Source organism: Streptomyces sp. NPDC002671, from assembly GCF_053592475.1.
Genome location: NZ_JBSFVU010000010.1, coordinates 142,627 through 166,328, shown reverse-complemented (window position 1 = coordinate 166,328; position 23,702 = coordinate 142,627). Strand labels below are relative to the sequence as shown.

Annotated in this window: 23 protein-coding genes and 1 pseudogene; 21 read left to right on the top strand and 3 right to left on the bottom strand. The window is 66.8% G+C overall.

Features of this window, described 5'->3' with window-relative positions; genetic code table 11:
* Window positions 1-44 precede the first annotated feature (44 nt).
* Together purB and ACWD35_RS17760 are read left to right on the top strand one after the other, a co-directional pair.
* A complete protein-coding gene (purB, locus tag ACWD35_RS17765; protein ID WP_451352174.1) occupies window positions 45-1,487 on the top strand; it encodes an adenylosuccinate lyase in 1,443 nt (480 codons plus the stop codon).
* Window positions 1,484-1,582: pseudogene (locus tag ACWD35_RS17760) on the top strand (mismatch-specific DNA-glycosylase); the annotation flags it as partial. The gene purB and the pseudogene ACWD35_RS17760, both read left to right, overlap by 4 nt.
* On the opposite strand, the gene ACWD35_RS17755 reads toward ACWD35_RS17760, so the two are convergent.
* Window positions 1,578-2,915, bottom strand: coding sequence for a tyrosine-type recombinase/integrase (locus ACWD35_RS17755; protein ID WP_451352173.1), 1,338 nt, complete (start codon window positions 2,913-2,915; stop codon window positions 1,578-1,580). The pseudogene ACWD35_RS17760 and the gene ACWD35_RS17755 sit on opposite strands and share 5 nt — an antisense overlap.
* Window positions 2,916-3,557: 642 nt before the next feature.
* Between ACWD35_RS17755 and ACWD35_RS17750 the strand changes: the two genes are divergently transcribed.
* Entirely contained in the window at window positions 3,558-3,803 is a 246-nt protein-coding gene (locus ACWD35_RS17750) for a hypothetical protein (protein WP_451352172.1), read from the top strand.
* Here the strand turns inward: ACWD35_RS17750 and ACWD35_RS17745 are convergent.
* Window positions 3,783-3,923, bottom strand: coding sequence for a hypothetical protein (locus ACWD35_RS17745; RefSeq protein ID WP_451352171.1), 141 nt, complete (start codon window positions 3,921-3,923; stop codon window positions 3,783-3,785). The genes ACWD35_RS17750 and ACWD35_RS17745 overlap by 21 nt on opposite strands.
* 294 nt (window positions 3,924-4,217) lie before the next feature.
* Between ACWD35_RS17745 and ACWD35_RS17740 the strand changes: the two genes are divergently transcribed.
* The gene (locus tag ACWD35_RS17740; protein ID WP_451352170.1) at window positions 4,218-4,433 is read left to right on the top strand and encodes a hypothetical protein; all 216 of its coding nucleotides are present in this window, start codon (window positions 4,218-4,220) and stop codon (window positions 4,431-4,433) included.
* Here ACWD35_RS17740 and ACWD35_RS17735 read toward each other — a convergent pair.
* Window positions 4,414-4,923, bottom strand: a complete 510-nt coding sequence (locus ACWD35_RS17735) for a helix-turn-helix domain-containing protein (protein WP_451352169.1) — start codon at window positions 4,921-4,923, stop codon at window positions 4,414-4,416. The two genes, ACWD35_RS17740 and ACWD35_RS17735, sit on opposite strands and share 20 nt — an antisense overlap.
* 424 nt (window positions 4,924-5,347) lie before the next feature.
* Between ACWD35_RS17735 and ACWD35_RS17730 the strand changes: the two genes are divergently transcribed.
* From ACWD35_RS17730 to ACWD35_RS17650, 17 genes are all read left to right on the top strand, one after another.
* Window positions 5,348-5,740: a hypothetical protein gene (locus ACWD35_RS17730; RefSeq protein WP_451352168.1), complete on the top strand. Its 393-nt coding sequence runs from the start codon at window positions 5,348-5,350 to the stop codon at window positions 5,738-5,740.
* 138 nt (window positions 5,741-5,878) lie between these two features.
* Window positions 5,879-7,183, top strand: coding sequence for a hypothetical protein (locus ACWD35_RS17725; RefSeq protein WP_451352167.1), 1,305 nt, complete (start codon window positions 5,879-5,881; stop codon window positions 7,181-7,183).
* 58 nt (window positions 7,184-7,241) lie between these two features.
* Entirely contained in the window at window positions 7,242-9,431 is a 2,190-nt protein-coding gene (locus ACWD35_RS17720; protein ID WP_451352166.1) for a phage tail tip lysozyme, read from the top strand.
* Between the two features lie 197 nt (window positions 9,432-9,628).
* Window positions 9,629-10,612 (top strand): hypothetical protein, encoded by a 984-nt coding sequence (locus tag ACWD35_RS17715; protein ID WP_451352165.1) that lies wholly within the window; start codon window positions 9,629-9,631, stop codon window positions 10,610-10,612.
* Window positions 10,609-11,310 (top strand): hypothetical protein, encoded by a 702-nt coding sequence (locus tag ACWD35_RS17710; protein WP_451352164.1) that lies wholly within the window; start codon window positions 10,609-10,611, stop codon window positions 11,308-11,310. Before ACWD35_RS17715 ends, ACWD35_RS17710 begins: the two co-directional genes overlap by 4 nt.
* Window positions 11,311-11,423: 113 nt before the next feature.
* A complete protein-coding gene (locus ACWD35_RS17705) occupies window positions 11,424-12,173 on the top strand; it encodes a hypothetical protein (protein WP_451352163.1) in 750 nt (249 codons plus the stop codon).
* A complete protein-coding gene (locus ACWD35_RS17700) occupies window positions 12,170-12,880 on the top strand; it encodes a hypothetical protein (RefSeq protein ID WP_451352162.1) in 711 nt (236 codons plus the stop codon). Before ACWD35_RS17705 ends, ACWD35_RS17700 begins: the two co-directional genes overlap by 4 nt.
* Before the next feature lie 62 nt (window positions 12,881-12,942).
* Entirely contained in the window at window positions 12,943-13,467 is a 525-nt protein-coding gene (locus ACWD35_RS17695) for a hypothetical protein (RefSeq protein WP_451352161.1), read from the top strand.
* Window positions 13,467-14,495 carry a hypothetical protein gene (locus ACWD35_RS17690; RefSeq protein ID WP_451352160.1) on the top strand — a complete coding sequence of 343 codons (1,029 nt, stop codon included), beginning with the start codon at window positions 13,467-13,469 and terminating at the stop codon, window positions 14,493-14,495. The genes ACWD35_RS17695 and ACWD35_RS17690 overlap by 1 nt, the downstream gene beginning before the upstream one ends.
* A gap of 94 nt (window positions 14,496-14,589) precedes the next feature.
* A complete protein-coding gene (gene mobL / locus ACWD35_RS17685; protein ID WP_451352159.1) occupies window positions 14,590-16,860 on the top strand; it encodes a relaxase MobL in 2,271 nt (756 codons plus the stop codon).
* Between the two features lie 153 nt (window positions 16,861-17,013).
* Window positions 17,014-17,562, top strand: coding sequence for a hypothetical protein (locus ACWD35_RS17680; protein WP_451352158.1), 549 nt, complete (start codon window positions 17,014-17,016; stop codon window positions 17,560-17,562).
* A 288-nt stretch (window positions 17,563-17,850) separates the two neighbouring features.
* On the top strand, window positions 17,851-18,162 hold the full coding sequence (locus ACWD35_RS17675) for a hypothetical protein (RefSeq protein ID WP_451352157.1): 312 nt from the start codon (window positions 17,851-17,853) through the stop codon (window positions 18,160-18,162).
* 184 nt (window positions 18,163-18,346) lie between these two features.
* The gene (locus tag ACWD35_RS17670) at window positions 18,347-18,709 is read left to right on the top strand and encodes an SH3 domain-containing protein (protein WP_451352156.1); all 363 of its coding nucleotides are present in this window, start codon (window positions 18,347-18,349) and stop codon (window positions 18,707-18,709) included.
* A 135-nt stretch (window positions 18,710-18,844) separates the two neighbouring features.
* Window positions 18,845-19,660: an IclR family transcriptional regulator domain-containing protein gene (locus ACWD35_RS17665; RefSeq protein ID WP_451352155.1), complete on the top strand. Its 816-nt coding sequence runs from the start codon at window positions 18,845-18,847 to the stop codon at window positions 19,658-19,660.
* Between the two features lie 737 nt (window positions 19,661-20,397).
* Complete coding sequence (locus ACWD35_RS17660) at window positions 20,398-20,778, top strand: SH3 domain-containing protein (protein ID WP_451352154.1); 381 nt, start codon at window positions 20,398-20,400, stop codon at window positions 20,776-20,778.
* A gap of 324 nt (window positions 20,779-21,102) precedes the next feature.
* Window positions 21,103-22,314, top strand: a complete 1,212-nt coding sequence (locus ACWD35_RS17655) for an MFS transporter (protein ID WP_451352153.1) — start codon at window positions 21,103-21,105, stop codon at window positions 22,312-22,314.
* 48 nt (window positions 22,315-22,362) lie between these two features.
* The gene (locus tag ACWD35_RS17650; protein WP_451352152.1) at window positions 22,363-23,667 is read left to right on the top strand and encodes an ATP-grasp domain-containing protein; all 1,305 of its coding nucleotides are present in this window, start codon (window positions 22,363-22,365) and stop codon (window positions 23,665-23,667) included.
* Window positions 23,668-23,702 lie beyond the last annotated feature (35 nt).

Here is a 23,702-nt window from a genome sequence, read left to right as displayed (position 1 = left end):
GGACGGTACGGACCCTGTATGGACGGACGGTAAACTCTGGACACGTGACTTCAGCGCCCGCCAAGCCCCGCATCCCGAACGTCCTCGCCGGACGCTACGCCTCCGCCCAGCTCGCCACGCTCTGGTCGCCCGAGCAGAAGGTGAAGCTGGAGCGGCAGCTCTGGCTCGCCGTGCTGCGGGCCCAGAAGGACCTCGGCATCGAGGTGCCCGACGAGGCGATCGCCGACTACGAGCGTGTCCTCGACACCGTCGACCTGGCCTCGATCGCCGAGCGCGAGAAGGTCACCCGGCACGACGTGAAGGCGCGGATCGAGGAGTTCAACGACCTCGCCGGGCACGAGCACGTGCACAAGGGCATGACCTCCCGTGACCTGACGGAGAACGTCGAGCAGCTGCAGATCCGGCTCTCCCTGGAGCTGATGCGCGACCGTACGGTGGCCGTGCTCGCCCGTCTGGGCAAGCTGGCCGGGGAGTACGGCGAGCTGGTCATGGCCGGCCGCTCGCACAATGTCGCGGCGCAGGCCACGACCCTCGGCAAGCGCTTCGCGACCGCCGCCGACGAGCTGCTCGTCGCGTACGGCCGTGTCGAGGAGCTGCTCGTCCGCTACCCGCTGCGCGGCATCAAGGGCCCGGTCGGCACCGCGCAGGACATGCTCGACCTGCTCGGTGGCGACGCCGCGAAGCTCGCCGAGCTGGAGCACCGGATCGCCGGGCACCTGGGCTTCTCGCAGGCCTTCACCTCGGTCGGCCAGGTCTACCCGCGCTCGCTGGACTACGAGGTCGTCACCGCGCTGGTGCAGCTGGCCGCCGCCCCGTCCTCGCTGGCCAAGACGATCCGACTGATGGCCGGGCACGAGCTGGTCACCGAGGGCTTCAAGCCGGGCCAGGTCGGCTCCTCGGCCATGCCGCACAAGATGAACACCCGCTCCTGCGAGCGCGTCAACGGCCTCATGGTCATCCTGCGCGGCTACGCCTCGATGACCGGCGAGCTGGCGGGCGACCAGTGGAACGAGGGCGACGTGTCCTGCTCCGTGGTGCGCCGGGTCGCGCTGCCGGACGCGTTCTTCGCGCTGGACGGCCTGCTGGAGACCTTCCTGACGGTTCTCGAAGAGTTCGGCGCCTTCCCCGCCGTCATCGCCCGCGAGCTGGACCGCTACCTGCCGTTCCTCGCCACCACCAAGGTGCTCATGGGCGCCGTGCGGTCCGGCGTGGGCCGCGAGGTCGCGCACGAGGCGATCAAGGAGAACGCCGTCTCCACCGCGCTCGCGATGCGCGAGCAGGGTGCCGAGCGCAACGACCTGCTCGACAAGCTCGCCGCCGACGAGCGCCTCCCGCTCGACCGCGAGCAGCTCGCGGCGCTGATGGCCGACAAGCTGTCCTTCACCGGCGCGGCGGCCGACCAGGTCGGCGTCGTCGTCGGCCGCATCGAGGAGCTCGTCAAGCAGCACCCGGAGGCCGCCGGCTACACGCCCGGAGCGATCCTCTGACCCGCTTCACCCAGGCGGACCTGGAGGCCGCCCGCGACCGTCTCGTCCCGGACGTGGTCGCGGACGGCCTCCAGGTGCTGTTCTGCGGCATCAACCGACCTCTAGAGATGCACGCGCGCTGACCTGCGCGGGAACACGAAGCGAAAGATCAACTGGGAGAGGACTGGGAACAGGTGGCAGCCACACGTTCTCTCCCATGAACTTCTCCCACCGCTCCTGCAACGTTTCCGCGATCCGCAACTCCATCCCCGGCGTCACGTTCGTGTACACACCCTCCACTCCCCCAAGCTCGTGCCCCATCCGTGCCTCGGCCGCCACCCGCGGGTGCCCGTCCTCGTCGAGCCATTCCTTGTGGCCGTGCCTCAGGAGATAGATCCGCTTCTTCGCCATCTCCGGCACCGCAGGGATCTCCGCCCGCGCATACCGCCCCTCGCGTGCCGGGCTCCCATCCCTGATCGGCCACCAGTACGCCTCTTCAAAGTTCGTTCCAAGCAATGGCCCCCCACTGTGCGACCGGAACGTCCACTGCGAGTCATGCGAAGCCAGCAGAGCCTTGTGCATCTCGTGCAAGAACGGCGGTACCACCAGCGTCCGCCACGAGTCGTATTTCGGGTCCACCAGCGTCCGTTCCCCCTCAACCCACTGCTGCTGGTACTGCACCCGGAGTGCCGGCATCTTCGTGTACCGATTCAGGTCCGGCTCACGCTTGGTGTCGTTCGCGTCGAGCGGATCCGAGGCCGGCCAGTTCGGTGAGGTGAAGCACCGCTGCAGCCCCCACATCTCTTTCGGCCGCATAGCAGTGAACGCTGCGGTCCAGATGTACGTCCAGCCGGTGTAGCCCCAGACCTGGTAGGCGTTGACCGCGAGGCGGTGGAGCGTGGCCATCTCCTGGGGGCGCTTGTTCTCACGCACCTTCTTCTTGTACTTGCCGCGGCCGCGCTTCTCCCGCACAACCGGCGAGGTCATACGGAGTTGGTAGCGGGTTACCGAGTCATCCATCATGGCACCGAAGACCATGAGTATCTCTTTCACGTACCCGGCCGATACCTCGCCGCGCTCGGCGGCCGCGCGCAGGGCCTTCTTCCACGCTTCGTACTCGAATGCAGTGATGTCGCCGACGGCCCGGCTTCCCCAATAGGGCTCGATCCGCTTGTTGATGATGGCCTTGTAGGACCGCGTTGATGACGGCCGCAGATCCTGGGCATCGAACCAGTCCCAGCAGTAGGACTTCATGAGGGTCTTGCTGTCACGCTGTTTGATCGCAGTACCGTGACGCACTTCATATTCGCGATCGAGCCCGTAGTCGCGTGCCGCGTCCTCGTCCTCGAAGCCGGACTCCGTCTCGTACTTCTTGCGGCCGTTAGGCAGGTACTCGCCTGCCCACCACTTGACCCGACACTTACCACCGCGCCACTCTATATATGGCATAGCTACTCCTTGGGATCTCCGGTGATGATCCGGCAGGCCCTTTCCCTTCGCTGCCGTGCCCGCGTGGACTGCTACTCGTGCCTACTGATAGGGCAGTTGCGACACAAGGAGCATCTCCTCCCTGACGCTTGTTCAGGTCCCTCATAATGCATCGCTCTACCGCGTTGTGCAGTGCCCGAGACCCCACTACGTACACGATCTTGCCATCGATCTCGCCCCGAAAGCCGTGGAATTCAGGTCCAGGGTCGAGCATGACCATCTCGTGTGCAGGGTCTGAGCCTGCCCGATAGGTCATGGGGGCTGGCCCGATGGCAGGCTCAACCACGACCATCATCTTCTGGGCGTGCAAACGCTCCGTCAATCACAGGGGACTCGGCAAGGCGTGATGTTCGGCGTCCAGACATGCCGGAGGGGCAACCCATTAGATCAGCGAACCAACCGCTCGACTCCTGCACATGGTGCGCAGAAGTCTTGCTCTCTGGTCCTCACCACTGCAAAAGACTGCGCGGAACGCCGGGGCGTCAGCGAATCAACCACCCACCTGATCCTCGTCCCCGGTGGCGTACTGTACCCGTCCACCCCACGGGCAAGTTGGGTCCGCCGCCGCGCCCACTGGAGTACCGGGTTCACGTCTACGAGTGGGTGCGTGAGGAGGTCGCGAGAGCCGTCGAGGCCGCCGACTTGGTCGTGGACGACTCGATGGGGCTGCCGCCCGAACCGGACGAGGTGGCCACCGAACTCGCCGAGCGGTACGGGACCGGCGCGGTCGACTGGTATCGCGACCTGACAACCTGGGTGCCGAAGGCGCTGCTGGACACGGTGCCGTCCGCGCCCGTGCTCGACCGGTCGTTCGGGAGGGGTGCGGGGTCAGTCCTCATCGAAGGGTAGCGCCGGCTCGTCGTCCCCGACGTCTCTGTCGTCGTAGATGGCTGCAGAGGCGACAGTGTCATATACGTCGGCGAGGTCTGCGCCACTTGCCCCGAGGATGCTCTCCCAGTCTGTTCCCATGGGTGCGACTCTATTCGTGCTCCTGGAGGAGCTTGGCGATGTGGGCGTTGATCTCGTCGGCCCAGGCGAAGATCCGCTCCTCCTCTTCAGGGGCGATGCGCGAGAGCGCCGGCGGGCGAGAATGGCACTCTCGCGTATCGGCTCGACGAGCAGGTCTGCGGCGTTGACGCGGCGCGAGACTCATCACGAGCTCGCACCTGGCCTCGTCCGTTCCCCACACTGCGGGCGACGTACCGCAACAGAGAGGACGCACGGATCCACGAGGCCGATGCGAGCGGCGATGCGCTGCACACGATGCTGCGCACGCGCATGGAAGAGGTCGGAATGGATCCGTCGGCGTACGGCTTCCACGGACTGCGAGCTGGTCACGTCACTCAGGCAAGGCAGAAGGGCGCGAGCACCGAGGAGATCATGCGGGGCGGCCGGTGGCGGAAGGGCGAGACGGTGAACGTCTACGACCGGGAGTTCAACCCCGCCGCCCGCAACAGCGTCATGCGTCTGGGTCTGTAACTTCGTTGGCTGGCTTGTCGCTGACGGACTTCATTCGAGCGTCGAGAGCGGCTTGGGTCTCAGGGTCGAGGTCGTAGTCGCCGGCGGTTTCAGGGTTGACGTCCAGCGCGTGAGAGCGGAAGGCCTCCCGCTCGGCGGAGAGGTGCTGGATGGTCTGGGTGATCCGGTGGATCTTCTGGCGCAGCCTCTCCCATTCCTGCTCGGCGAGGGCGAGCTCGGCGAGCTGGTTCTGGATCTCAGCCTCGTTCTCGCGGGCGTAGTTGTCGCTGACCAGTGTGATCAGAGGGACCCCGAGAGCCTCGGCAGCGGTGACCGCCTCGTCGAGCCTGACCGCGCGGGTCTGCTGCTCAATGCGTGTGATGGCGGTGGAGTCGACGTTCGTGCCAAGCCGTGCGGTCATACGGCGCGCTAGCTCTGCCTGGCTGATGCCGAGGCGTTCGCGTTCTTGACGAAGTCGTCGGGCGAAGAGGTCCCCGGGCAGTGGGTTCATGGCGGTTTGGTACTTCCTGGTCGAGATCGCGATCGACGGGGTGCGTGAGGGTGGCCCGCCTCGAAATCGAGCAGGCCGGCGTCACAGCGGTGCTGGAGCGGCACATTACACATCTCGCACTGCGGATTCCACAGGCGTCCGTCACGGCCCTGCGGTCGCGCGTCGCGACGCCGATTCGCCTCGTTTCCGAGTCCCTTTCGACTCTTTATCAATAGACCTTTAGCGCACCTCTGCGATCCGCCATTCGAATGGGGTAGATTAGTCACTGCAGATGCGCACGTATACGAGCCAGTAGGGGGATCGACAGCATGCCACCGACCACTCCGGCTTCTATCATCACCCATCCGGGTGGGCGAGTTGCGCTTGCTGCCTTGTGACTCACTGTCATGTCACCGAATGATTCGAAAGGCGAGAGGAAAGAACCATGACGAAGATCTACGAGGCAGCCGTCCTCACACAGTCCTCCCTGCCGAGCGCAGCCTGGGACCTGACCAGCTTCCTGCAGAACGCCAAGTCCCAGATCCAGCTCTGGGGCGGTCTTCTGCTCATGCTGCTCGGTGCTGTCGGCCTGGTCTGGGGCGGCGTGCACCTGATCAAGAAGTTGATGGCCAACCCGCAGTCCGCGGGTCATCAGCAGGGCTGGGGCACGATCGCGCTCCTCATTCTCGTCGGCGGAGCCCTGGGCACCGGCGGGTGGTCGCTGATCTCGACGGTCGGTTCCGGCGGCCAGAAGACCATCACGGACCTCGGCGGCGGCACGGTGATCGTCCAGACCGTCGATCAGTTCAGCGGGTTCCTGAGTGGCCCTTCCAAGTAGGAGGCCGTCACAGACCGCGCACACGACCGGGGACAGAGGCGTCGAGCGAACCGGGTCGGTTGAGGTGCAAGGCCTCCTCCGGCCCGGTTCGCCATATCCGGGCCCGCAGCACGGTGCAGGCACGAAAGAGAGCAGAACATGGGGATCAAGGACAAGGCACTGGCCTTCAGCAGGAAGTTCAAGCTCGACTCGCACCACGCGATCGAGCGTTTTGGGGTGTTCTTCGGCATCTTCGCGGTCACGGGCGCGATCGTGATCAGCGTATCGGGGGCCTCGGCGTACCAGGCGGAGCGTGACTCGCTGTCACAGACGGCGCTGTACACCAGCGGCTTCAAGACGTCGAAGACGAATCTCGACGGCACCGTCGACGGGATCTACACCAACAAGAGCGGCAACAAGGCGCTCGTGATGATGCACTTCAGTCCGACCGCTCAGATCTCGTACAACGCCGCGGACTACAGGGCGTTCCTGCTCGGGTCGGACACCTCGCTGAACAGTGAGCCGGTCAGCACCAGCGGGATCAAGGGCTCCTTCTACGCCTTCGGCTCGACCGGCTACGTCGGGGTCCTCCTGAACGCCGACCGGCCCTTCGACCGCCAGGTGTTGAACCTGACGGTCCGTGCGAACGCCGAACTCACCACGCCCGGAGCGGAGCAGGCGCAGAGCAGCGGCAAGCTGGCCGGCGACGAGACCTTCTCCAAGTACGACCAGTGGCGGGTCTTCTTCAACCCCGGCGCATCCGGGGTCCAGAAGATCGCAGCGCTCGACTCTCTGACCTTCGACCCTGCGCAGGCTTACTACGAGGTCGCACTCAAGGAAAAGGAGAGCGAGGCCAGGGATGCCCTGGACCAGAAGCTCGTCGAGATGGGCACGAATCTGACGCAGATTCAGTCGTACACCTCCGACCTGCAGACGACGAAGATCGACGGCCTGTTCCTGCGTCCGCCGACCGTTCCGGTCTCGATTGCCACCGACAGGATCACGGGCGTCTCCGCGGCCGCGGCCAAGGACGGCGTCTCGACGCTGGCGCTGCAGACCAAGCATGTCGTCCCGGGCGGCTTCGACCTCAACTGGCGTGCAGGCAACGTCTACGACGGCTACCTCGACGCCCTGGTCCCGGCCGGTCAGAGCTACGCCCAGTTCTTCACCAAGAAGCGTGACGAGGGCTCGGATCCGACGAGCCAGCAGATCTCGGACATGCAGTGGATTCTCTCGGACGGCACCAGCCTCACCAAGGACTACCAGTCCTCTGACGTGACGATGCGCCCCCTCGTGAACATCATGAACAACCTTTCACAGGCGTATCAGAACTACTCCATGAACAAGTCGCAGTACGAGTCGGATCTGTCGCTCGACCTGCTCCGACTGGACGTGAGTCTGCGGGACGTGCAGTCCAACAGCACCATTCGCGACGACAAGGACTTCCTCACCACGCTCCATTGAGTGCGGCGAGGAAGTGACGCATCCCGCTACCTGGCATTGAGCCGGAAAGGAAAACGACATGGCCACCGACAAGCCGAATCGGAGTCCCAAGAAGGGGACGACGAAGGACCAGCCGAGCACGTCGGTGAGTCAGGGGATGCCCCGGCAGGGTCGCGGGACCAAGAGCCTCGGCCCTGAGGAGGGCATCGAGAAGCCTCCCGAGGGCAAGGCCAGCGTGCCCAAGCAGCTCCCGGGGCCGGGGGCTGATTCTTCTGGTCCTTCTGGCTCGGCGAACACTGCGCCGAAGATGCCGGACGCTGCAGACACCGCGGAGACCGCGGGCAAGGCTACTGGTGCCGCGAGTGCCGGGTCGAAGATCAAGCAGGGCATGAACGGCGTCGCCGGGAACATGGCCGGAGGCGCGGCCCAGAAGGCGATCGAGGGAGACGGCAGCAGCGCGACCCGCCGTAACGCCGGGCGTTTCGCAGGAGCTGCCGTCTCCGGTGCCGTGGCCGGCGCACAGGCTGGCGGGCTTCCGGGAGCCGCCGTTGGCGCAGCGAAGAACGTCGGCGTCGAGGGGGCCCAGGACGCGGTCAAGGGCGTGTCCAAGGTCACCGGCGGCAGCCCGGACGCCAAGTCGGCCGACCAGCGCGAGCTGGGTGCCGGCGGCACGGGCTACGAGCGCGGTGCGTCGAAGAACGACGAAGGCCTGGGCTCGAAGGCGGCCAAGGGCGTCACCGTCGGCGGTGGCGCGGCTGCTGCTCCGCCGGCCATAGGGGTGGTCATGGCCATGGCCTTTCTGAACTGGCTGAAGTCCATATTCTTCGCCGCCCTGGCGATGGCCGTCAACGTCGGGAAGCTGCTGTGGACGCTGATCGTCAACATCGCCAAGGCGGTTGGTCACGCGATCGCTGCGCCGTTCATGGCGATCGGCAGCTTTATAGCCAAGGGGGTCGGCGCGGTCCTGGGCGTCACCGTCACGGCGACGATGGCCCCTGTGGCGGCAGCGATGTCGGGTGTGGCCGCGCTGACCGCCACCGTGGCTCTGCTGGGCACGGTCTTAACCGGCGTCCTCAACTCGACGGCGCTGACCGAAGGCGGCATCAAGGCGAACGGGACGGCGTGCGTCGTCAACGCGGGTAGCGTCGGCAACGGTTCCGGGGCCACCGTCCCGGCGGGCGTGGAGAAGAACGCCAAGGAGATCTACTCGGTGCTCAGCAGCTGGGGGATGCCGAAGGAGAACATCGCGGGCATCCTCGGCAACTGGTCGCAGGAGTCCGGGATCGACCCGACGAGCGTGCAGAACTTCCCCACGGGGACGTATGCCATGACTGCCGAGAAGGCCAGCGCCGCACAGACCACGGACAACGGCATCGGTCTCGGGCAGTGGACGTTCGGCCGCAACACGCTGCTGCGCCAGTACGCGAAGAGCAAGGGCATCGACTGGTTCACGATCAAGGCCCAGCTGGCCTTCATGGTCGACGGGGACAATCCGGGCGATGTCACGGTCTTCAAGGACATGCTCAAGACGTCGCAGGGCTCCCCGCGTGCGGCCGCGCTGCACTTCCACGAGAACTGGGAGCGTTCGACTGACGGCGCGGCCGGGCTCACCGCACGAGGCGACAACGCCGAGATGTGGTTCGGCAAGATGAGCGGCTGGTCGGTCGACAGCTCGATCGTGGGCGACGTCAAGAACATCGTCGGCGGGATCATCGAGAACATCGTCAACGGCATCAACACGATCCTGGGCAACTGCAGTACCAAGGGCGGCAGTTCCGTCTCGTTGAAGGACGGCGGGATGACCCAGGAAGAGGCTCAGGCCCTCGTCGACCTCTTCAACAAGGAGGGTGACAAGTTCCTCGACGACCGCTACGGCGACCAGGGTGGTCCTGGCCCGTGCGGGAGCAATCACGCTGAGAACTGCGTGTCGTTCTCGACCTACTTCGTGAACAAGTACACGACGTTCCAGACCTACCCGGCCGGTGACGGCAAGGAGACGGCGTACACGATCGCGAGGGAGACCGGCAAGCAGTTGTCTTCGACTCCGACGGCGTATTCGGTGGGTTCCGGCCCGGGCTCCACTCCTGCCGGCCACACCCTCGTGGTGCTCGGTGTCCAGGGCGACAAGGTCATCCTCGGCGAGGCCGGCTACTGCGCCTTCATGGGCCGGGTCCGTGTCGACAGCGCGGCGCGGATGGCAGCCGAGGGCTGGAAGTTCGTGGACATGTCGGATGCGATGCTTCCCTCCGACAAGATCAAGAAGGCTTGATGCGCAGCATCTGATCTGGGAGCGAGAAGCCAGTGCCCGGCGAACCGGGCACCGGCTTCTTCATGTCCGGTGCAGGCCCTGCGTGTCGACTTCACCTTTTGGAGCCCTTATCGAATGGACCGAAAGTCGGTCACAAATGCCTTTCGAGATAGACTTGAGTCGTTTATGAGAGCAACGTGGAGTCAGGAGCGTGTTCCGTGAGGACAGTCCATGACGAGTCCGAGAGCACGGGCCCCGAGCAGGAGACCGGGTCGACGCCCGAGGAGAAGCCCGCGGCACCGAAGACGCGCAAGAAAGTCACCGGAGCTGAGCTCGAAGAGCGCTTCGCGGGCTGGACGATGCGCCAGCGCGAACGGGTCCAGGCGCGCAGCCCGGAGGACAACGCGCGCCTGATCCGGCGCAGCGTGACCGCGGTGATGGGGGTCGGGATCCTCGCCCTGGTCGTCGCCACGGGCGTGGCCGGCGAGAGCTTCAAGGCGAGCACGGCGGACAACGAGGCCCAGATCGTCCAGCTCAAGGGACAGCTGGATAATGCCCAGTCCACGCCCGTGAAGGCGGACGCCGGCGCGCAGCTGTCCAAGCTCACCGAGGCGGCAGTCGCCGACGCGAAGAAGGTCTCGACCGGGGAGCAGACCTTCGCCACGCTGTATCACCAGGCCGGCGTCCAGCCCAGCCCGAACAACGGGGCCCCGAACCGGGCCACGCTGGAGATCATCAAGCACCGCCGGTACATGGCACCGCTGTTCAGCAAGGACTCCTTCCTGGTCGGTGACAAGAAGGCGTACAGCACCTCGTCGCTGACGCCGTTCGATGCGACCACCGAGATCGATCCGCGCCACACCTGGTACATCCGCTACGACGGCCAGTACGCAGCTGCCCCGAGCACGTACGCATGGAAGGTCGAGACGGTGATGCCCGACCTGAGCGTGAAGAACGGCTCGGGCGCAACGAACCAGGCGAAGGTCGTCTGGCTGTGCCGGGACACGAAGAGCGGTGAGGTGCTCGCCTGGGCGAGCGCGCGCTACGTGCGCAGCGGCACGACGGGGGCCTTCGGCCACCTGGCGCTCGTGGTGACCGCCACCGGTGCTCAGTACGAGAACCCCGCGATCAAGATGCCGGCCGGGTCCGGAGTCCCTGAACTCAGCGGCACGGGCACACAGAAGAAGGGCGGGAAGCGATGACGGAGCAGCCGGCAGCACCCACGCGGCGGGGATTGTTCCGGCGCAACCTCTCGGTCCTGGTGACGGCAGCGGTCCTCACGGTCGTCGCGACGGTTGCCGGCGTGACCTGGAGCAGCCAGCACGCGGCCCTGGCTGAGCAGGAAGCACAGATCAACGACGTCGAGGAACATCTGGCAGGCATCCAGAAGAAGAACGCCGAGCAGGCGAACGCAGACGTCATGGCGGCCCTGGGTGTCAGCCAGAACCGGCTGAGCACCGACGGTGAGCGCATCAAGTCGCTGCTCTCGATGGCCTTCACGTGGGACTCGGGACAGAGCTACGAGGCGGCGCGCGAGAGCCTGAAGAGCCGGTTCGGCCTCACCGAGAACGAGACGTTCCTGAAGTCGTTCATGCCTCCGTCGAGGTTCAACGAGGACTCCCAGGGGCGGCGTTACTACTACATCGACACGGTCGGCCTGAACTCGGCCCTCGGCGCGGATCCGGACATCGAGGTTGTCGACGTCAAGGCGGGCGTCTACACCTACGCCGTCCTGGCCGACGTCGAGGTCACCTCCGACGCGGTGTCCCAGAACAAGGCGAGCAAAGCCAGTGTCACGGCGCACCGGCGCGCGCTGCTCTTCGTCACGGTCGACGCCCAGGGCAAGGCCTCGAATCTCTCCGGCGTCCCGGCGAGTGGCGAGACTCGCTATTCCGGATGACTCACACCCCCTTTCGACTCGCCTCATTGATAGAGTTGTCTTGGTATTCGAGCGAAACGGCGAGTTGAGGACTAATGGCATCGACACAGACCGATGAGTCGGGTGGGGGTGCAGTGCGCAAGACGCGCTTCGTCGCGACGTCCGCGTCCTCGCGGGAGGGCGCGGACACTCCTGAGCAGACGGAGCCCGCGGGTGGCCTGCGCAAGCGCACCCTCGTGGCCGGCGTGAGCATGGGTGTGGGCGCACTGCTGTGCTTCGTACTCTCCGCGGGGTTCTCCGGCGGTCATAGCGCGGTGAGCGATAGGGCTGCGCCGGAGATCTCCTCTCTGCAGGAGCAGATCAGGATCACCGAGGCGAAGACGGCGGCGCTGCCGAAGGCCGACGACGCCGAGCGTGGTCTGACCGCGGCCCTGACGGCGACTGGCCAGGTCGCGGAGCTGCAGAACGACTACCGCTACCTGACGCCCAGCGTGGCGGCAGACGGCGGCGCGCTCGACACGGCGACGTCTCAGTCGACGCTGCGCAACCTCATCCCCTACTTCGCCCCCTCGGTGCACCAGGCAGACCTGGGGCCGTGGTACCTGCTCGCCAGTGACAAGGACGTGGCGGCTGGCGTCGGGATCCCGATGAGCTTCAACTCCGGCTTTGAGTGGGTCGCCCAGGTGCCCTACCTGGTCAATGACGACAGCACCATCACGGTGACCTGGCTGGCGATGGAGACCAGGACGGGTGCGGGCGAGAGGCCGGCGGTGCTGGCCTGGGCCCGCGCCGATTACGACCTGGTCCGCAAGGCGTTCGTGAACATCCAGACCGGTACGACGGCCACCGGCGAGGCCTTGAAGCAGGTGGTGAAGGCACCGTGAAGGAGGAGATCAAGGACAAGCTGCGCCAGCACGCCGGGAAGATCCTGCTCGGCGGTACCGGGGCGCTGCTCGCGCTCTCGGTGGTCACGCTCGGAGCCGGTCTGCTCAGCGACGGCCCGGCCGCGTCGGACACCCAGGCCGATGCGGTTGTTCAGAAGCTCGAAAGCAATCTCGGCGACGCCCGGGCCAAGCTCGCAACACAGCACACGGCGCTGCTGGTTCAGCTGCCGGGCGTGGACATCGAGCGGGTGAACCGTGACAGGGCGTCGGGCCGGTCCCTCCTGCTCAGCCTCACCGACAGCTCGGCGTCGACCCGGACCGTCAAGGAGCAGCAGGTACTGCTCGACGCGCGCTACGGCTTCCTCGACCACAAGTCCCGGGTGCTCACCGAGTTCGTGCCGGAGTGGATGACGGCGACCGGAGCCACGAAGGGCGCTGGGACGACGTACACGCTCGCTGGTCTGGACATTGATGTGAGTCGGGTGCAGGGCCTGAACTACTCCTACACGGGGGTGGCCCGGCTCGATCCGGTCCGCGTCGGACCGGATCAGAACGGCGCTGCCAAGAGCGAGTTCGTGGTCTTCACCTACTCCACCTCTCACGACGGCACGGTGACGTCGCTGGACGCCTATCGGGCCTCCGGCAAGACCCGCGACGCCCTCGCGGCCTCCAGCGAGGAACAGCCCTCCCCCAAGCCGACCGGGTGAGCGAAGCGCCCACCGCTCCAGCACGCACCCCAACAGACACCGACGAGACGAAGGACACGAACATGTCGACCCAGACCCTGGAGAAGACCGAGACGACCGCCCCGACGAGCACGGCCGCGACGGCGAAGAAGACCACGGCGAAGCCCGTGAAGGAGCAAAAGGACTCGAAGCTGCGCATTGGATGGCGGCGTCTGGCCCCGAAGAAGGAGACCGGCAGGTTCTCCGTCGTGGCGTGGGCGGGGTTCTTCCGGGCCATCGTCCTTCTCGCCGACTACCTGCTGGCGTTCATCACGGCCGTGGTCGTCATCCCGCTGCTGGGCGCATGGCTGCACCAGCAGTCGGGCGCATCCCGGGGTGCGCTCAGTGCGGACGGAACCATCGCCATGTGGCTGATGCCGCTCCTCTTCCTGGTCGCACTGCTCGTCGCGGGCGAGATCGTCGTGATGCGCGGCATGTGGCGCTGGGCAACGCGGATGATCGCGAAGATCCGGGACGCCCGGGGCGAGGCGACCGGGGCCGACGTCACACCGAAGTCCACGACCCGGACCACCAACCAGAGCAAGACCAACCGCAAGAGGAGCAAGTGATGCGCACCGCAGGACTGACGATGAACGACGTATGGGCCCACCGTGTCCTGCGTGAACGGGGAGTGGAGACGTACCGGCTGGAGGGGGTGGCCGCCGAGCTCGGCGTCATGGTCGAATCGCTCGACCTCAAGCACCGGGGCGAGGAGGAGAACTACCGCCCGTATCTGCACATGACGGGCGAGCTCCGCTCGGTCACCCCGGCCGAGGCCCTGCCGTTCGGCATCTCCCAGGTGACCTACTCCCCCGGTCAGGGCGAGAAGGTAGACGCCTTCTACGAGTTCGACGACCAGCAGCTGGTCGTGCTCGCCAGCAAGGGCTACTTCACGAGCGGCTTCGCCGTGCCCGAGCAGGTCACCGGGATCGAGTGGGAGCTGCCGGCCACGGCGGACATGCTTGTCCTCGCTCCGTCGGGGGCGCAGACCGAAGGCGATGCGCCCGTGGTCTTCACCCAGATCCACGACATCGGGGGCCTGGAGATCGATCTCGAGTCCAGCGGCTACGACCTCGCCGGCTACTTCGCCGACCACTCCAAGGACGGCGTCCCGCGGGCTGAGGCCGTAGTCGATGCACGTGGGCTGAAGGCGCGCTCGGACGCGATCAACTCGTTGTTCACCGAAGTCGAGCTGGGCCTGGACACCGAGGTCAAGCAGGTCGTCGCAGCGCCCGTGCCTGAGGCGGCACCGGTCGCTGACGGCATGAGCGCGCGTCTGCAGCAGATCGAAGCGGAGATTGCCGCCGAACGTGAGCGGTACCAGACCGAGCGCGCGAGCACCGAGGGCACCACGGAGAACCTCTACCGGGAGCGCGTGGCTGGGGCTCTACACCGGGCCGAGGAGCAGGAGGAGCCGTCCGCTCCCCCGGTCCCGGCCCGTGAGGCGCAGCGCGACCTGGAGCTGAAGGAGCAGGAGACCCGGCGACGTGAGGCGACCAAGCCCGTCCCGAGCCTGGACGAGCGCAAGCGCCAGGTGTCCCAGCGTGCGGCCGAACTGGACTTCGGCGAGGACGGCGAGCAGAGCTTGGGGTCCTGAGGACGGATCAGGCATGACGAGCGCGGCCCCGGTTGCTGGCGAACAGCAGCCGGGGCCGTAGTGCATCGGTACCGAGACAGGAAGGAGAGCGACGATGGGCCTGAAGCAGGACATCATCGTGATCAACGAATTCAGCGTGCCGCTGCCCGGCGGCAAGGGATCGCGCGGTGCGACGCCGGGCGACTACGTCACCCGGTACATGGCCCGCGGGCAGGCGACCGAGTCGCTGGCTCCCATCCAGCGCCTGCGCACCGACGACTTCATCATGCGCTACATGGCGCGGGAGTCTGCCGTCGAGCGCGCCGGTATCTCGCGGAGCGCGGCGAAGCATGAGATGCGCCAGGCCCAGGGCGACGGCGGCGTGGCCTTCGGCTACGGCTCGGTCTCACTCTCCGACGAGCAGCTGCGCGCGGCCAGCAACGACATCCAACAGCACTTCGAGAACGGCAAGACCGTGCTCAAGACGGTGCTGTCCTTCGACGAGGAGTACCTGAGGAAGCACCGCATCGTCGATCAGGACTTCCACTGCGAGGCACGCGGGGACTACCGCGGCCACATCGACCAGATGAAGCTGCGCATGGCGATCATGCACGGTCTGGAGCGGATGAGCTCGGGCACCAGCGGCTTCGACGACCTGCGTTACGTCGGGGTCATCCAGGTCGACACCGAGCACGTGCACTGCCACCTGGCCATGGTCGACGGCGGCCGGGGCCAGGTGACGAAGAACGGTACGCAGCGCGGCAAGCTCCTGGACCGGCACAAGTCCAGGCTCCGCCGCGGTGTTGACGCCTGGCTCGATGAGAAGCAGGCGGTGGCTCATCTCTCCAGCGCCGTCGGCTACGAGCGGCGCAACGTCACCACCTTCATCAAGCGGTGGGCGCACGAGCGGATCCGGGCCGAGTCCCTGCCGCAGTTCCTGCTCGCCTGCCTGCCGGCAGACCGAACGTTGTGGCGCGCCGGCTCGAATGACGCCCGCATGCGCAAGGCGAACCAACTGGTGACCGAGGTCGTGAAGGAGCAACTCGACCGTGCCGGGTCCCCGATGCCGGAGGCTATGGAACGCATCGTCGACTACGCCAACGAGCGCCGCGCGAAGGAGTCTCTGAGCACGCAGGAATGGCAGAAGCTGGTCGAGCAGGGGCGTACGCAGATCATGGAGCGCGCCGTCAACGGCGTCTACCAGATGCTGCGGGCCATGCCGGAGTCGGAGCTGCGGGTGCGCACGCCGATGCTCGAAGTCATGGGGATGGACTACCAGCAGATGGCGGTGCTCGCCGCGGACCGGCAGGGCGAAGACGAGAATACTGAGGCCGACTTGGTCTCCTTCGGCTTCCGACTGCGCAGCTATGCCTCGCGCCTGCAGCATCACCGGGAGAAGGCCGGGGTCTACCGCGACCTCGTGCACCAGTGGGAACAGGCCGAGAAGGCCGACGTCGCCGCCGAGGACTCGCGCCCGCTCTACGACTTCTACCGCTTCGAGGAGAACTACCACCGGCGGCTGATGAGCAAGTACCGGCACTTCCTGCCATTCCTCGGGGACGCCGGCCAGTGGTACGAGCAGCAGCAGGACGTGGCGGCCTACGGCCAGCGGCTGCTCTCGCTCATGGCGCTGCGCGCGGATGCCTCCCTGCAGCGAATGAAAGACTCCGAGGAGGCCGAGAACCTGGGCCGGACGATCTACGATCAGCCCGGCGGCCGGCTTCTGACCGAGGGCAAGCGCGGCCGGGCGGTGCTGGACGCGCGCATCCGGACGATGAAGCAGTCCTACGACCAGAAGCTGGACGGCCTGCGGGCTGATCTCGCTTCCTCCGGCCTGGTGCTGCGCGTGGGGTCGAGCGCCGAGAATCAGGCGGGTGCGGAGACCGACGCGGTCAGCACGGACTTCAAGATCGTCACCGGTGCCGCGTACGACTTCGACCAGGTCAAGGCCCTGGACCTGCACCACCTGGGATACGACTTCGTCACCGACATCGAGATCGGGCCGCAGGCACGCCAGACCTTCGTCGAGACGACCGGGGATCGCCGGCGGCTGCTGCTGGCGGCGATGGACTACCTGGACCAGTCCGGCCAGGCCGAGGCAATTCCCGATCTGCCGGTGGACGATGTCGCGGCGATGACACAGGTCTCCCGGGAGCTGACGCCTCAGCAGACGGACGAGGAATCCGGCACGCTCGTGTTGCGTTCCCGGATCGCGGAGCTGCGCGCCGAGCGCAAGCAGGCCGAGCGGATGCGGCGGTCCAAGGCTTCGTCGCTGGACGCCGGCCTCGTCGTGCGGGTCCAGGCCCAGGTCGATCAGGCTGTGACCACAGGGGATGCCGGAATGGCATTCGACTCGCAGTCGCCCTCCATCTCGACTGACCTCTAACGCGAACCAAAGACCAGTCGCAGTCTTGTCGAATGCTCTATAACAGTATTAGTGTGAAGAGCGTTCGGCGAGACTCAATGCCTTGTCCGGACGATGTGACTGATCGCGGCCGACTTATCAGAGGGCAGTCAGAACGAGCAGAAGGAAGAGACCATGGCACTTCTCAAGGGCAAGGGAGCGATGACCGGAGTCAACCTCATCGCGAAGGTCTACAAGAACGGCGTCACCAAGGACGGCAAGTCCCAGTACGCCGACATCCAGCTCGACGCTCGAGATCCACGCGGTCCGGAGCAGACGAACCTGCATCTGAAGTCCGATCGGGTTCAGGGTGAGGACGGCAAGGTCCGCTACAACAACGGCGCTCCGTACTCCACCGGTCAGATGGAGGAGATCGCCAAGGCCGCAGGTCCGAACACCGAGCCGATCCTGAACAAGGACGGCACCGAGGTCGGCACCATCTACGGCTTCAAGGGCAACGTGATGCCCGCCACGCGCGGCACCGGCCTGGTGGTCAACACCAAGTCCGTCGAGGCCTCCGAGTTCAAGGTCGACGACAAGACGCTGGACAACCAGTTCGCGTCCATGCGCGCCGCCCGCGAGGCACGGGCGGCGGCCAAGGAGTCGCAGGCTCAGGCCCCGGCTCCCCAGACCAAGCAGGAGCAGGCAGCCGAGGCCGAGGTCGATGAGCCGGCGGTCGGCTGAGACCGAGGTCGAGTCAGGCCTTATTCGAAAGGCCCCTGGATGTCACTTGGCGAACTCGCCGTCGTCGCAAGCGGAATGCTCGCTGTCGGCCTCGCTGCCGTGGGCGCCTCGACGTACTCGCGGCGCCGCTCCCGTCAGGTCGATCAGCCGCCTTCGTACGGCTGATCCACAGATCCCCAGCGCGTCCGCCGCGCTGGGCGGGGCCGCTGGAGACGCGGTCCCCGCACCTCGACGAACACCTCCAACCGAAGGGTTCTTCTCATGCGATCCGCCATCCGCAATGCCGTCATGACAACGGCTGCCACTGCTCTCCTGTTCGGCGGTGTTGCCGCCGTGGCCTCGCCCGCGTCCGCGGTCGGATCCTCGGCATGCACCCACAACGACCGGGACCACAGCGTGTGGGGCCCCAATCTGGAGTGGCCCGGCATCCACGACGGCCCGGGCGTGGCCTACAAGACCAAGGGCTACCTCGACTCGGCCGGCGAGTTCTACGTGGAGTGCTCCACGATCAACAAGTACGGCAACAAGTGGTACTACGGCGAGGTCCTCAGCGGCTCCACCGGCGGCATGAAGGGCTGGATCGCCGCCGGCTGGTTCTAACCCGGCCGCACCTCGCCCCAGCGGCGCCGGCCCCGACAGGTCCGGACCGAACCCGGCCCTGAGCCGGCAGAACCGGGCCGCACACAGGCCCAGGTGACGGCGCGTACCGCGTACCCGCCTGCCCACCGTCCTCCTACCGAGGCACACCCCTACCCATCGACACCCCTTTTGTGGAGGTATATACATGTCCGCACGTCGTATCGCCGTGCTCGCGGCCACCGCGGCCGCCATCACCCTGCCGGTGCTGTCGGCCCCCGCCGCCTCCGCGGCACCGCAGCCAGTCGCCAAAGCAGTACCTGCCGACTGGTGCCACAGCCACCCCTACCTGCCCTGGGCGGTACACGGCACCAGCGCGGTGACCATCCGCTCGAAGGCCACCACCAACTCGACGGCGCTCGGCGTCCTGTACAAGAGCCACAAGTTCACGGTGCACATGACCACCAAGGGCGCTTCGTGGGTGTACATCACCGACAACAACACCCACGTGTCGGGCTGGGTTTCGGGCTCGTACGTCTATCGCGACGTCCGGATCTGCCTGGACGACTGATCCATCCGTGACCGCTGCCGCCGCCGTTGCCGCCACGCTGCGACGGGCGGCACCACTTCGTATCTGTTCAGTCACTCAGCATGCGTCGCGTCTGCGTGCGGCGCGGTGCTGTGCGCTTCAGGAGGAGGAGCGCTGGTGCGAACCAAGGGGCTCGGGCTGATGAGGGAGCAGCACGAGACCGGGAGCAGCTATCTCGACCGCTTCACGCGAGTACAGCAGGCCTTCGTGGCTCTCGGTCCAGGGGCTCATCGGCTGTCAGAGATTGCGAACGCCGCCAATCTCGATGATTCGACTACCGGCCGGATGTTGTCGGCCGGCACTTACTACGACACCTTCGTGAGAGTCGCTCGGGGGAGGTACCGACTCGGGAGCAGTGTCGCGGACCTTGGCCTGCATGCGCTTTCCGAGGACAACGTCTCCGGAGCCGAGGCGACGCGGATCCTTCAGGACCTGCGGAAGGCCACTTCGGGGGGCTTGGTGTTCTTGTTCATGAGGGCGCCATTCGGCGTGGCGGGCAGGCAGTGTCTCGACATGGCGGTGGGGGACTCCGACCTCGTCGAGTTGGGCATGACGCCTCGTGACATCTTTTCCGTCTCGCGCTCGCTCCGAGTCGGAGCTTCGGGCCGAGCGATCCTGGCCTACCTTCCCGAGAAGGTTCAAAAACTGGTGGCCGGTGAGCCGATCCCCGATGAATCCGGCCCTGGCGCCATTCGAGACGGCGGCGCATTCCTTGAATCACTGGCCGGAATCCGCGACCAGGGATATGCTTTGGGCTTCCAGGAATGCACGGCTCACTGGAACGCCATCTCCGCCCCCGTCATCTGGGATGGCACAATCTGGGGCTCGGTGCTGCTGCTCAAGCATGCGGACCACATGCCAGTAGCTCCTCAGCACTTCATCTACGCCACCGTGAGGGCGGCGGCCGAGCTCAGTCGGCTCGGCGGATCCTGACCTGCCGAACAGCTCTGAGCCGACCCGACCGAGGGCTCCACGACCATCGTGTGTCGTGGAGCCCTTCACGCTTTCTGAGCATGCTGGACCGAGAACGGCTGCTGGACGGACACGGCGGAACACCAGCTAGGCAGTCGGTGCCGGACACCCAGCACCGGAATCCCACCGAAACATTATCTTCACATTCTCCACACCTCGCTTCGGGTAAAACTCCTCCATCCCGCCTTGCACCTATCGATGGAGTCAGGGTTTCAGGCCTCACCTCACCTCGGCCGAATAGTGAACCTGCCCGTGGCGCGAGCAGAAAACCGCTCTGCATTCCTGAAATTATTTCTCACTGCTTGAGAAACGACTCGCTATTCTCACCTGTCGAGAATGTTCGATCATTAATCTTCCTAACGTGCGAGAAATAGAATTTCCAGCTTGCGCTCGCTTGGTTGAATGGGCAGGCTGATCACAGCCGCCCGACAGGACGCCAACCCAGGCCTCAAGTCGGAAAAGGCTGACGTCGCAGATTGGTGAGCGTCCATAAAGTCGGTTCGCTGTTCGCGCAGGCAGACGGCCACCGACTCGCGCCCGAGTCAAATGCACCGCCAGAAACCGAACCTCATCATCCGCTGGGTCGCTCCCGCGATATGCAGCAGCACGCCTCCACACCGGTCCGCGCGGCGCATGTCCCGCACGCGAGCCGGCGGCGTCGCTCTGCGTTTGTAGTCCCAGCACGACAAGGAGCTGCTGTGTCCGCTGTTCCCTCTCGTACCCACCATCGTCCCTCGGGGCGCCTGAAGCGCACTGCGGTGGTCTCGGCGATCTCGCTCGCCCTCGCGGGCGGAGTACTCGCGGTTGCACCGGCCGCCTCGGCCGTGGGCCAGTCCGCCTGTTACTCCCCGACCTACAACATGGCCGGCCACGTCACGACGGACGGCGTCAACCTGCGATCGGGCCCCGGCACGTCCTACTCGTCCTACGGCCTGCTCTACAGCGGCACCAGGCTGACCTGGATCTGCGAGGATCCGTATTCGTCCACCGGCTACGACTGGGACTACGTCAAGATCCGGTCGGGTGCCCACTCGGGCACCTACGGCTGGGTCTACGGCAAGTACTGGACCACCGACTGACGTCAGGTCGCCAGAGCAACGGCGACTGTGTACCTCGTCCGATGCCGCCCGGTCGGCTGCCTCCTGTTCGGCCGGGCTCTGCCGAGTGCGAGCAGTGATTCTGCTCCGCGCCCCGGCGTCTCCTCCACGCTGCGGCCTCGGCCTGGTGGGGGCGCCGCCGTCCCCCGGCTGCGCCCCCATGCCGTTTCACCGTCCGGTATCCGCTACGCGGTCCGGTCTTTCCGGCGCCAAACCCTCGTCCGACGCCGTGGCCGTCCCTCTGCCGTCAGGAGTGTGCCCGTGCCGACTGTCTTGACTGACACCAGGCTGCGTTCGACGCCGGCCATGGCGTCAACACGCCGTCAGGGCAACACCCGTATCTGGGTTCTTGTCCTCGGGGCGGGCGGCCTGCGCGCCGCCGGCTTCAGCTACCCCTTCCTCGCCTACCGCCTGGACGAGGTCGGCTTCACCACTGCGGCCACCAGCAGCATGCTCGCCCTGTACGGCCTGGGATGGCTCGCCGGGCAGTTGCTGTGGGGGCGCCTGGCCGACGTGCTGGGCCGCCGGTCCACGCTGGTCAGTGCCATGGTCATGGCTGCGGTGATACTGCCCCTGCTGACACTGGTCACCAGCCCCGTGGCCATCGGGACGGCGGTCCTTGCGGCGGGTGCGGTCTACGACGCACCGCGGCCGGTCATCTCCGCCGCCGTCGCTGCCGAGGTGCCCGACGAGGGCCAGCGGGCGGCGATCACCGGCTGGAGGCACTTCGCGATCAACGTCGGTGCCGCAGTCACCGGCGCCACCGGAGGTCTGCTCGCGGACCATACCGGTGTCGCGCTCCTCTTCTGGATCAACGCGGGGGCATGCCTGGCATTCGCGGTGGTCGTGCGTCGCTACGTGGGTCCCGATCAGCCGTACCCCTCAAGGCCGGCCGCCGGACACACCGGGCATCCGTCGGTGGTGCGGGACGCCCGGCTGTGGCTGCTGTGGCTGGCCAGCGTCCTCGCGCTCACGCCCGTCGCCGGGTTGTTCAGCATCATGCCCCTGCTCATGGGGCGCGCCGGAATGCCCGCGAGCGCCTACGGGTGGACACAAGTGGCCAGTGCGGCCGCCGTTCTGCTCCTGTCGGTGCCCCTCAACCGATGGCTCCGCAATCAGGCCCGGCGCTCGACGATGGTGCGGCACCTGGCCGTCAGCTCCGTGATCCTGGGCGCCGGGATCGGCTCCGCAGGCCTGGCCTCCACCACCATCGAGTACGCCGCGGCGGCCGCCGCCGCTGTGCCCGGTGAGGTCATCGTCTTCGTCGCCGCCTCCGCGGTCACCGACCAGATCGCCCCGCCTCACGCCCGCGGTCTGTACGCGGGTATCTGGGGCACGACGCTCGCGACCGCCATCATCTGCGCGCCGCTGCTCGCCGGATGGTCACTGGCCCACGGCGGCCCCGGTCTCGTCGGACTCACCACGCTGTGCTGCGGCATCGCCGGCGCCGCGGTGTGCGTGCCGCTCGGTCTGCTCCTGCGCCGGAGCCGAGCCTCCACGCCAGGTCTCACCCGCTGAAACCGCCCCCTTGTCTCTCCTTCTCGGCTCGCCACTTCGGAGTTCACTGTGCACGCGATACCCGCCACCGTCGGCGATGCACTCGCCCAGGGGCCGAACACCCGCCCTCTCCTGCTTCTTGGCGCCGGTGCCCTTCCCTACCGTGAGCCGCTGCTGCGGCAGATCGCGGCAAGCTACCCGGTGGTGCTCGCTGACCAGCAGCCTCCTGCCTGGGCGGCTCCCTATGTCCGTGACCAGCTGGTCGTCGACCTCACGGATGCGGAGGGCACCGCGGCGGCCGTCAAGCAGTTCGCTGCCCAGGTGCCATTGAGCGGCATCACCACGTACATGGAGCACCACGTCGAGCTGTCTGCGAGTCTGGCGCAGATGCTCGCGCTGCCCGGGCCGCGGCCTGCAGCGATAGCCGCTTGCCGGGACAAGGCCGAGACCCGGCGGGTCTTCGCACAGCGGGGTGTGCCCTCGCCCGCGTCGCATCTCGTGGCGGACGAGGACGAGGCGGTCGCCACCGCTCGGCGTGTGGGGTACCCGGTCGTGGTCAAGCCGCGCGGCATGGGCGGCAGCGCGGGGGTCTCGCGGGCCGACAGCGACGACGAGGTCCGCACCGCATACCGGCGTGCGAGCGTGGAGACGGTCCTGGGCCTGGACGCCCACGCGAAGGCCGGTGTCCTGGTCGAGGAGTACCTGGCCGGGCCTGAGATCAGCGTGGAGACGGTCGTGCTGCCGGGAGGGCGGCCGCACATCGTCGCCGTCACCCGCAAGCGTCTGGGGCTCGAACCGCGGTTTCTGGAGGCCGGCCATCTGGTCGACTCTGCGGACCCGCTGCTCTCGGACCCCACGGTGGCCGGAGCCGTCGTCAAGGCTGTCCGGGCGCTGGGCATCGAATCCAGCGTCCTGCACATCGAACTCCGGCTGACACCGCGCGGTCCGAGCCTCGTAGAGGTCAACGCCAGGCCCGGCGGTGACCTCATCCCACTTCTCGTGCACCAGGCCACCGGCGTCGACCTGGCCCAGGCTGCCGCCGCCCTCGCCACGGGACAGGTGCCGGATCTGACCGCATCACGCCGGGGCGCGGCAGCGGTGGCATTCCTGTATCCAGTCCGCTCGGGACGGCTGACCGAGCTGACGGCTCCGGCCGCCCTGCGTCATGAGCGCTGGCTGGAGCGGCTGTGCTGGACCCGGCAGCCGGGAGGCCGCGTCGTTGCACCGCCGCACGCCTCGATCGATGACCGGCTCGGTCACTGGCTGGTCACCGGCGCCGACGGCGCCGAGTGCGACCGGCGCCTGGCCGAAGTTCTCTCGCAGGTCCGCGTCCGCGTTGATGCCCCGGTGCACACCACCAGTTGCACCCGCTGACCCCCTGCTCCACCGTTCACTCGCCGCCCTTGGAG

Bases quoted from the DNA above. Each gene is read 5' to 3' on its own strand.
- ACWD35_RS17755 (WP_451352173.1), bottom strand. From the start codon at position 2,915: ATGCCATATATAGAGTGGCGCGGTGGTAAGTGTCGGGTCAAGTGGTGG.
- ACWD35_RS17745 (WP_451352171.1), bottom strand. From the start codon at position 3,923: ATGGGAACAGACTGGGAGAGCATCCTCGGGGCAAGTGGCGCAGACCTC.
- ACWD35_RS17740 (WP_451352170.1), top strand. From the start codon at position 4,218: ATGCTGCGCACGCGCATGGAAGAGGTCGGAATGGATCCGTCGGCGTAC.
- ACWD35_RS17735 (WP_451352169.1), bottom strand. From the start codon at position 4,923: ATGAACCCACTGCCCGGGGACCTCTTCGCCCGACGACTTCGTCAAGAA.
- ACWD35_RS17730 (WP_451352168.1), top strand. From the start codon at position 5,348: ATGACGAAGATCTACGAGGCAGCCGTCCTCACACAGTCCTCCCTGCCG.
- ACWD35_RS17725 (WP_451352167.1), top strand. From the start codon at position 5,879: ATGGGGATCAAGGACAAGGCACTGGCCTTCAGCAGGAAGTTCAAGCTC.
- ACWD35_RS17720 (WP_451352166.1), top strand. From the start codon at position 7,242: ATGGCCACCGACAAGCCGAATCGGAGTCCCAAGAAGGGGACGACGAAG.
- ACWD35_RS17710 (WP_451352164.1), top strand. From the start codon at position 10,609: ATGACGGAGCAGCCGGCAGCACCCACGCGGCGGGGATTGTTCCGGCGC.
- ACWD35_RS17695 (WP_451352161.1), top strand. From the start codon at position 12,943: ATGTCGACCCAGACCCTGGAGAAGACCGAGACGACCGCCCCGACGAGC.
- ACWD35_RS17690 (WP_451352160.1), top strand. From the start codon at position 13,467: ATGCGCACCGCAGGACTGACGATGAACGACGTATGGGCCCACCGTGTC.
- mobL (WP_451352159.1), top strand. From the start codon at position 14,590: ATGGGCCTGAAGCAGGACATCATCGTGATCAACGAATTCAGCGTGCCG.
- ACWD35_RS17680 (WP_451352158.1), top strand. From the start codon at position 17,014: ATGGCACTTCTCAAGGGCAAGGGAGCGATGACCGGAGTCAACCTCATC.
- ACWD35_RS17675 (WP_451352157.1), top strand. From the start codon at position 17,851: ATGACAACGGCTGCCACTGCTCTCCTGTTCGGCGGTGTTGCCGCCGTG.
- ACWD35_RS17670 (WP_451352156.1), top strand. From the start codon at position 18,347: ATGTCCGCACGTCGTATCGCCGTGCTCGCGGCCACCGCGGCCGCCATC.
- ACWD35_RS17655 (WP_451352153.1), top strand. From the start codon at position 21,103: ATGGCGTCAACACGCCGTCAGGGCAACACCCGTATCTGGGTTCTTGTC.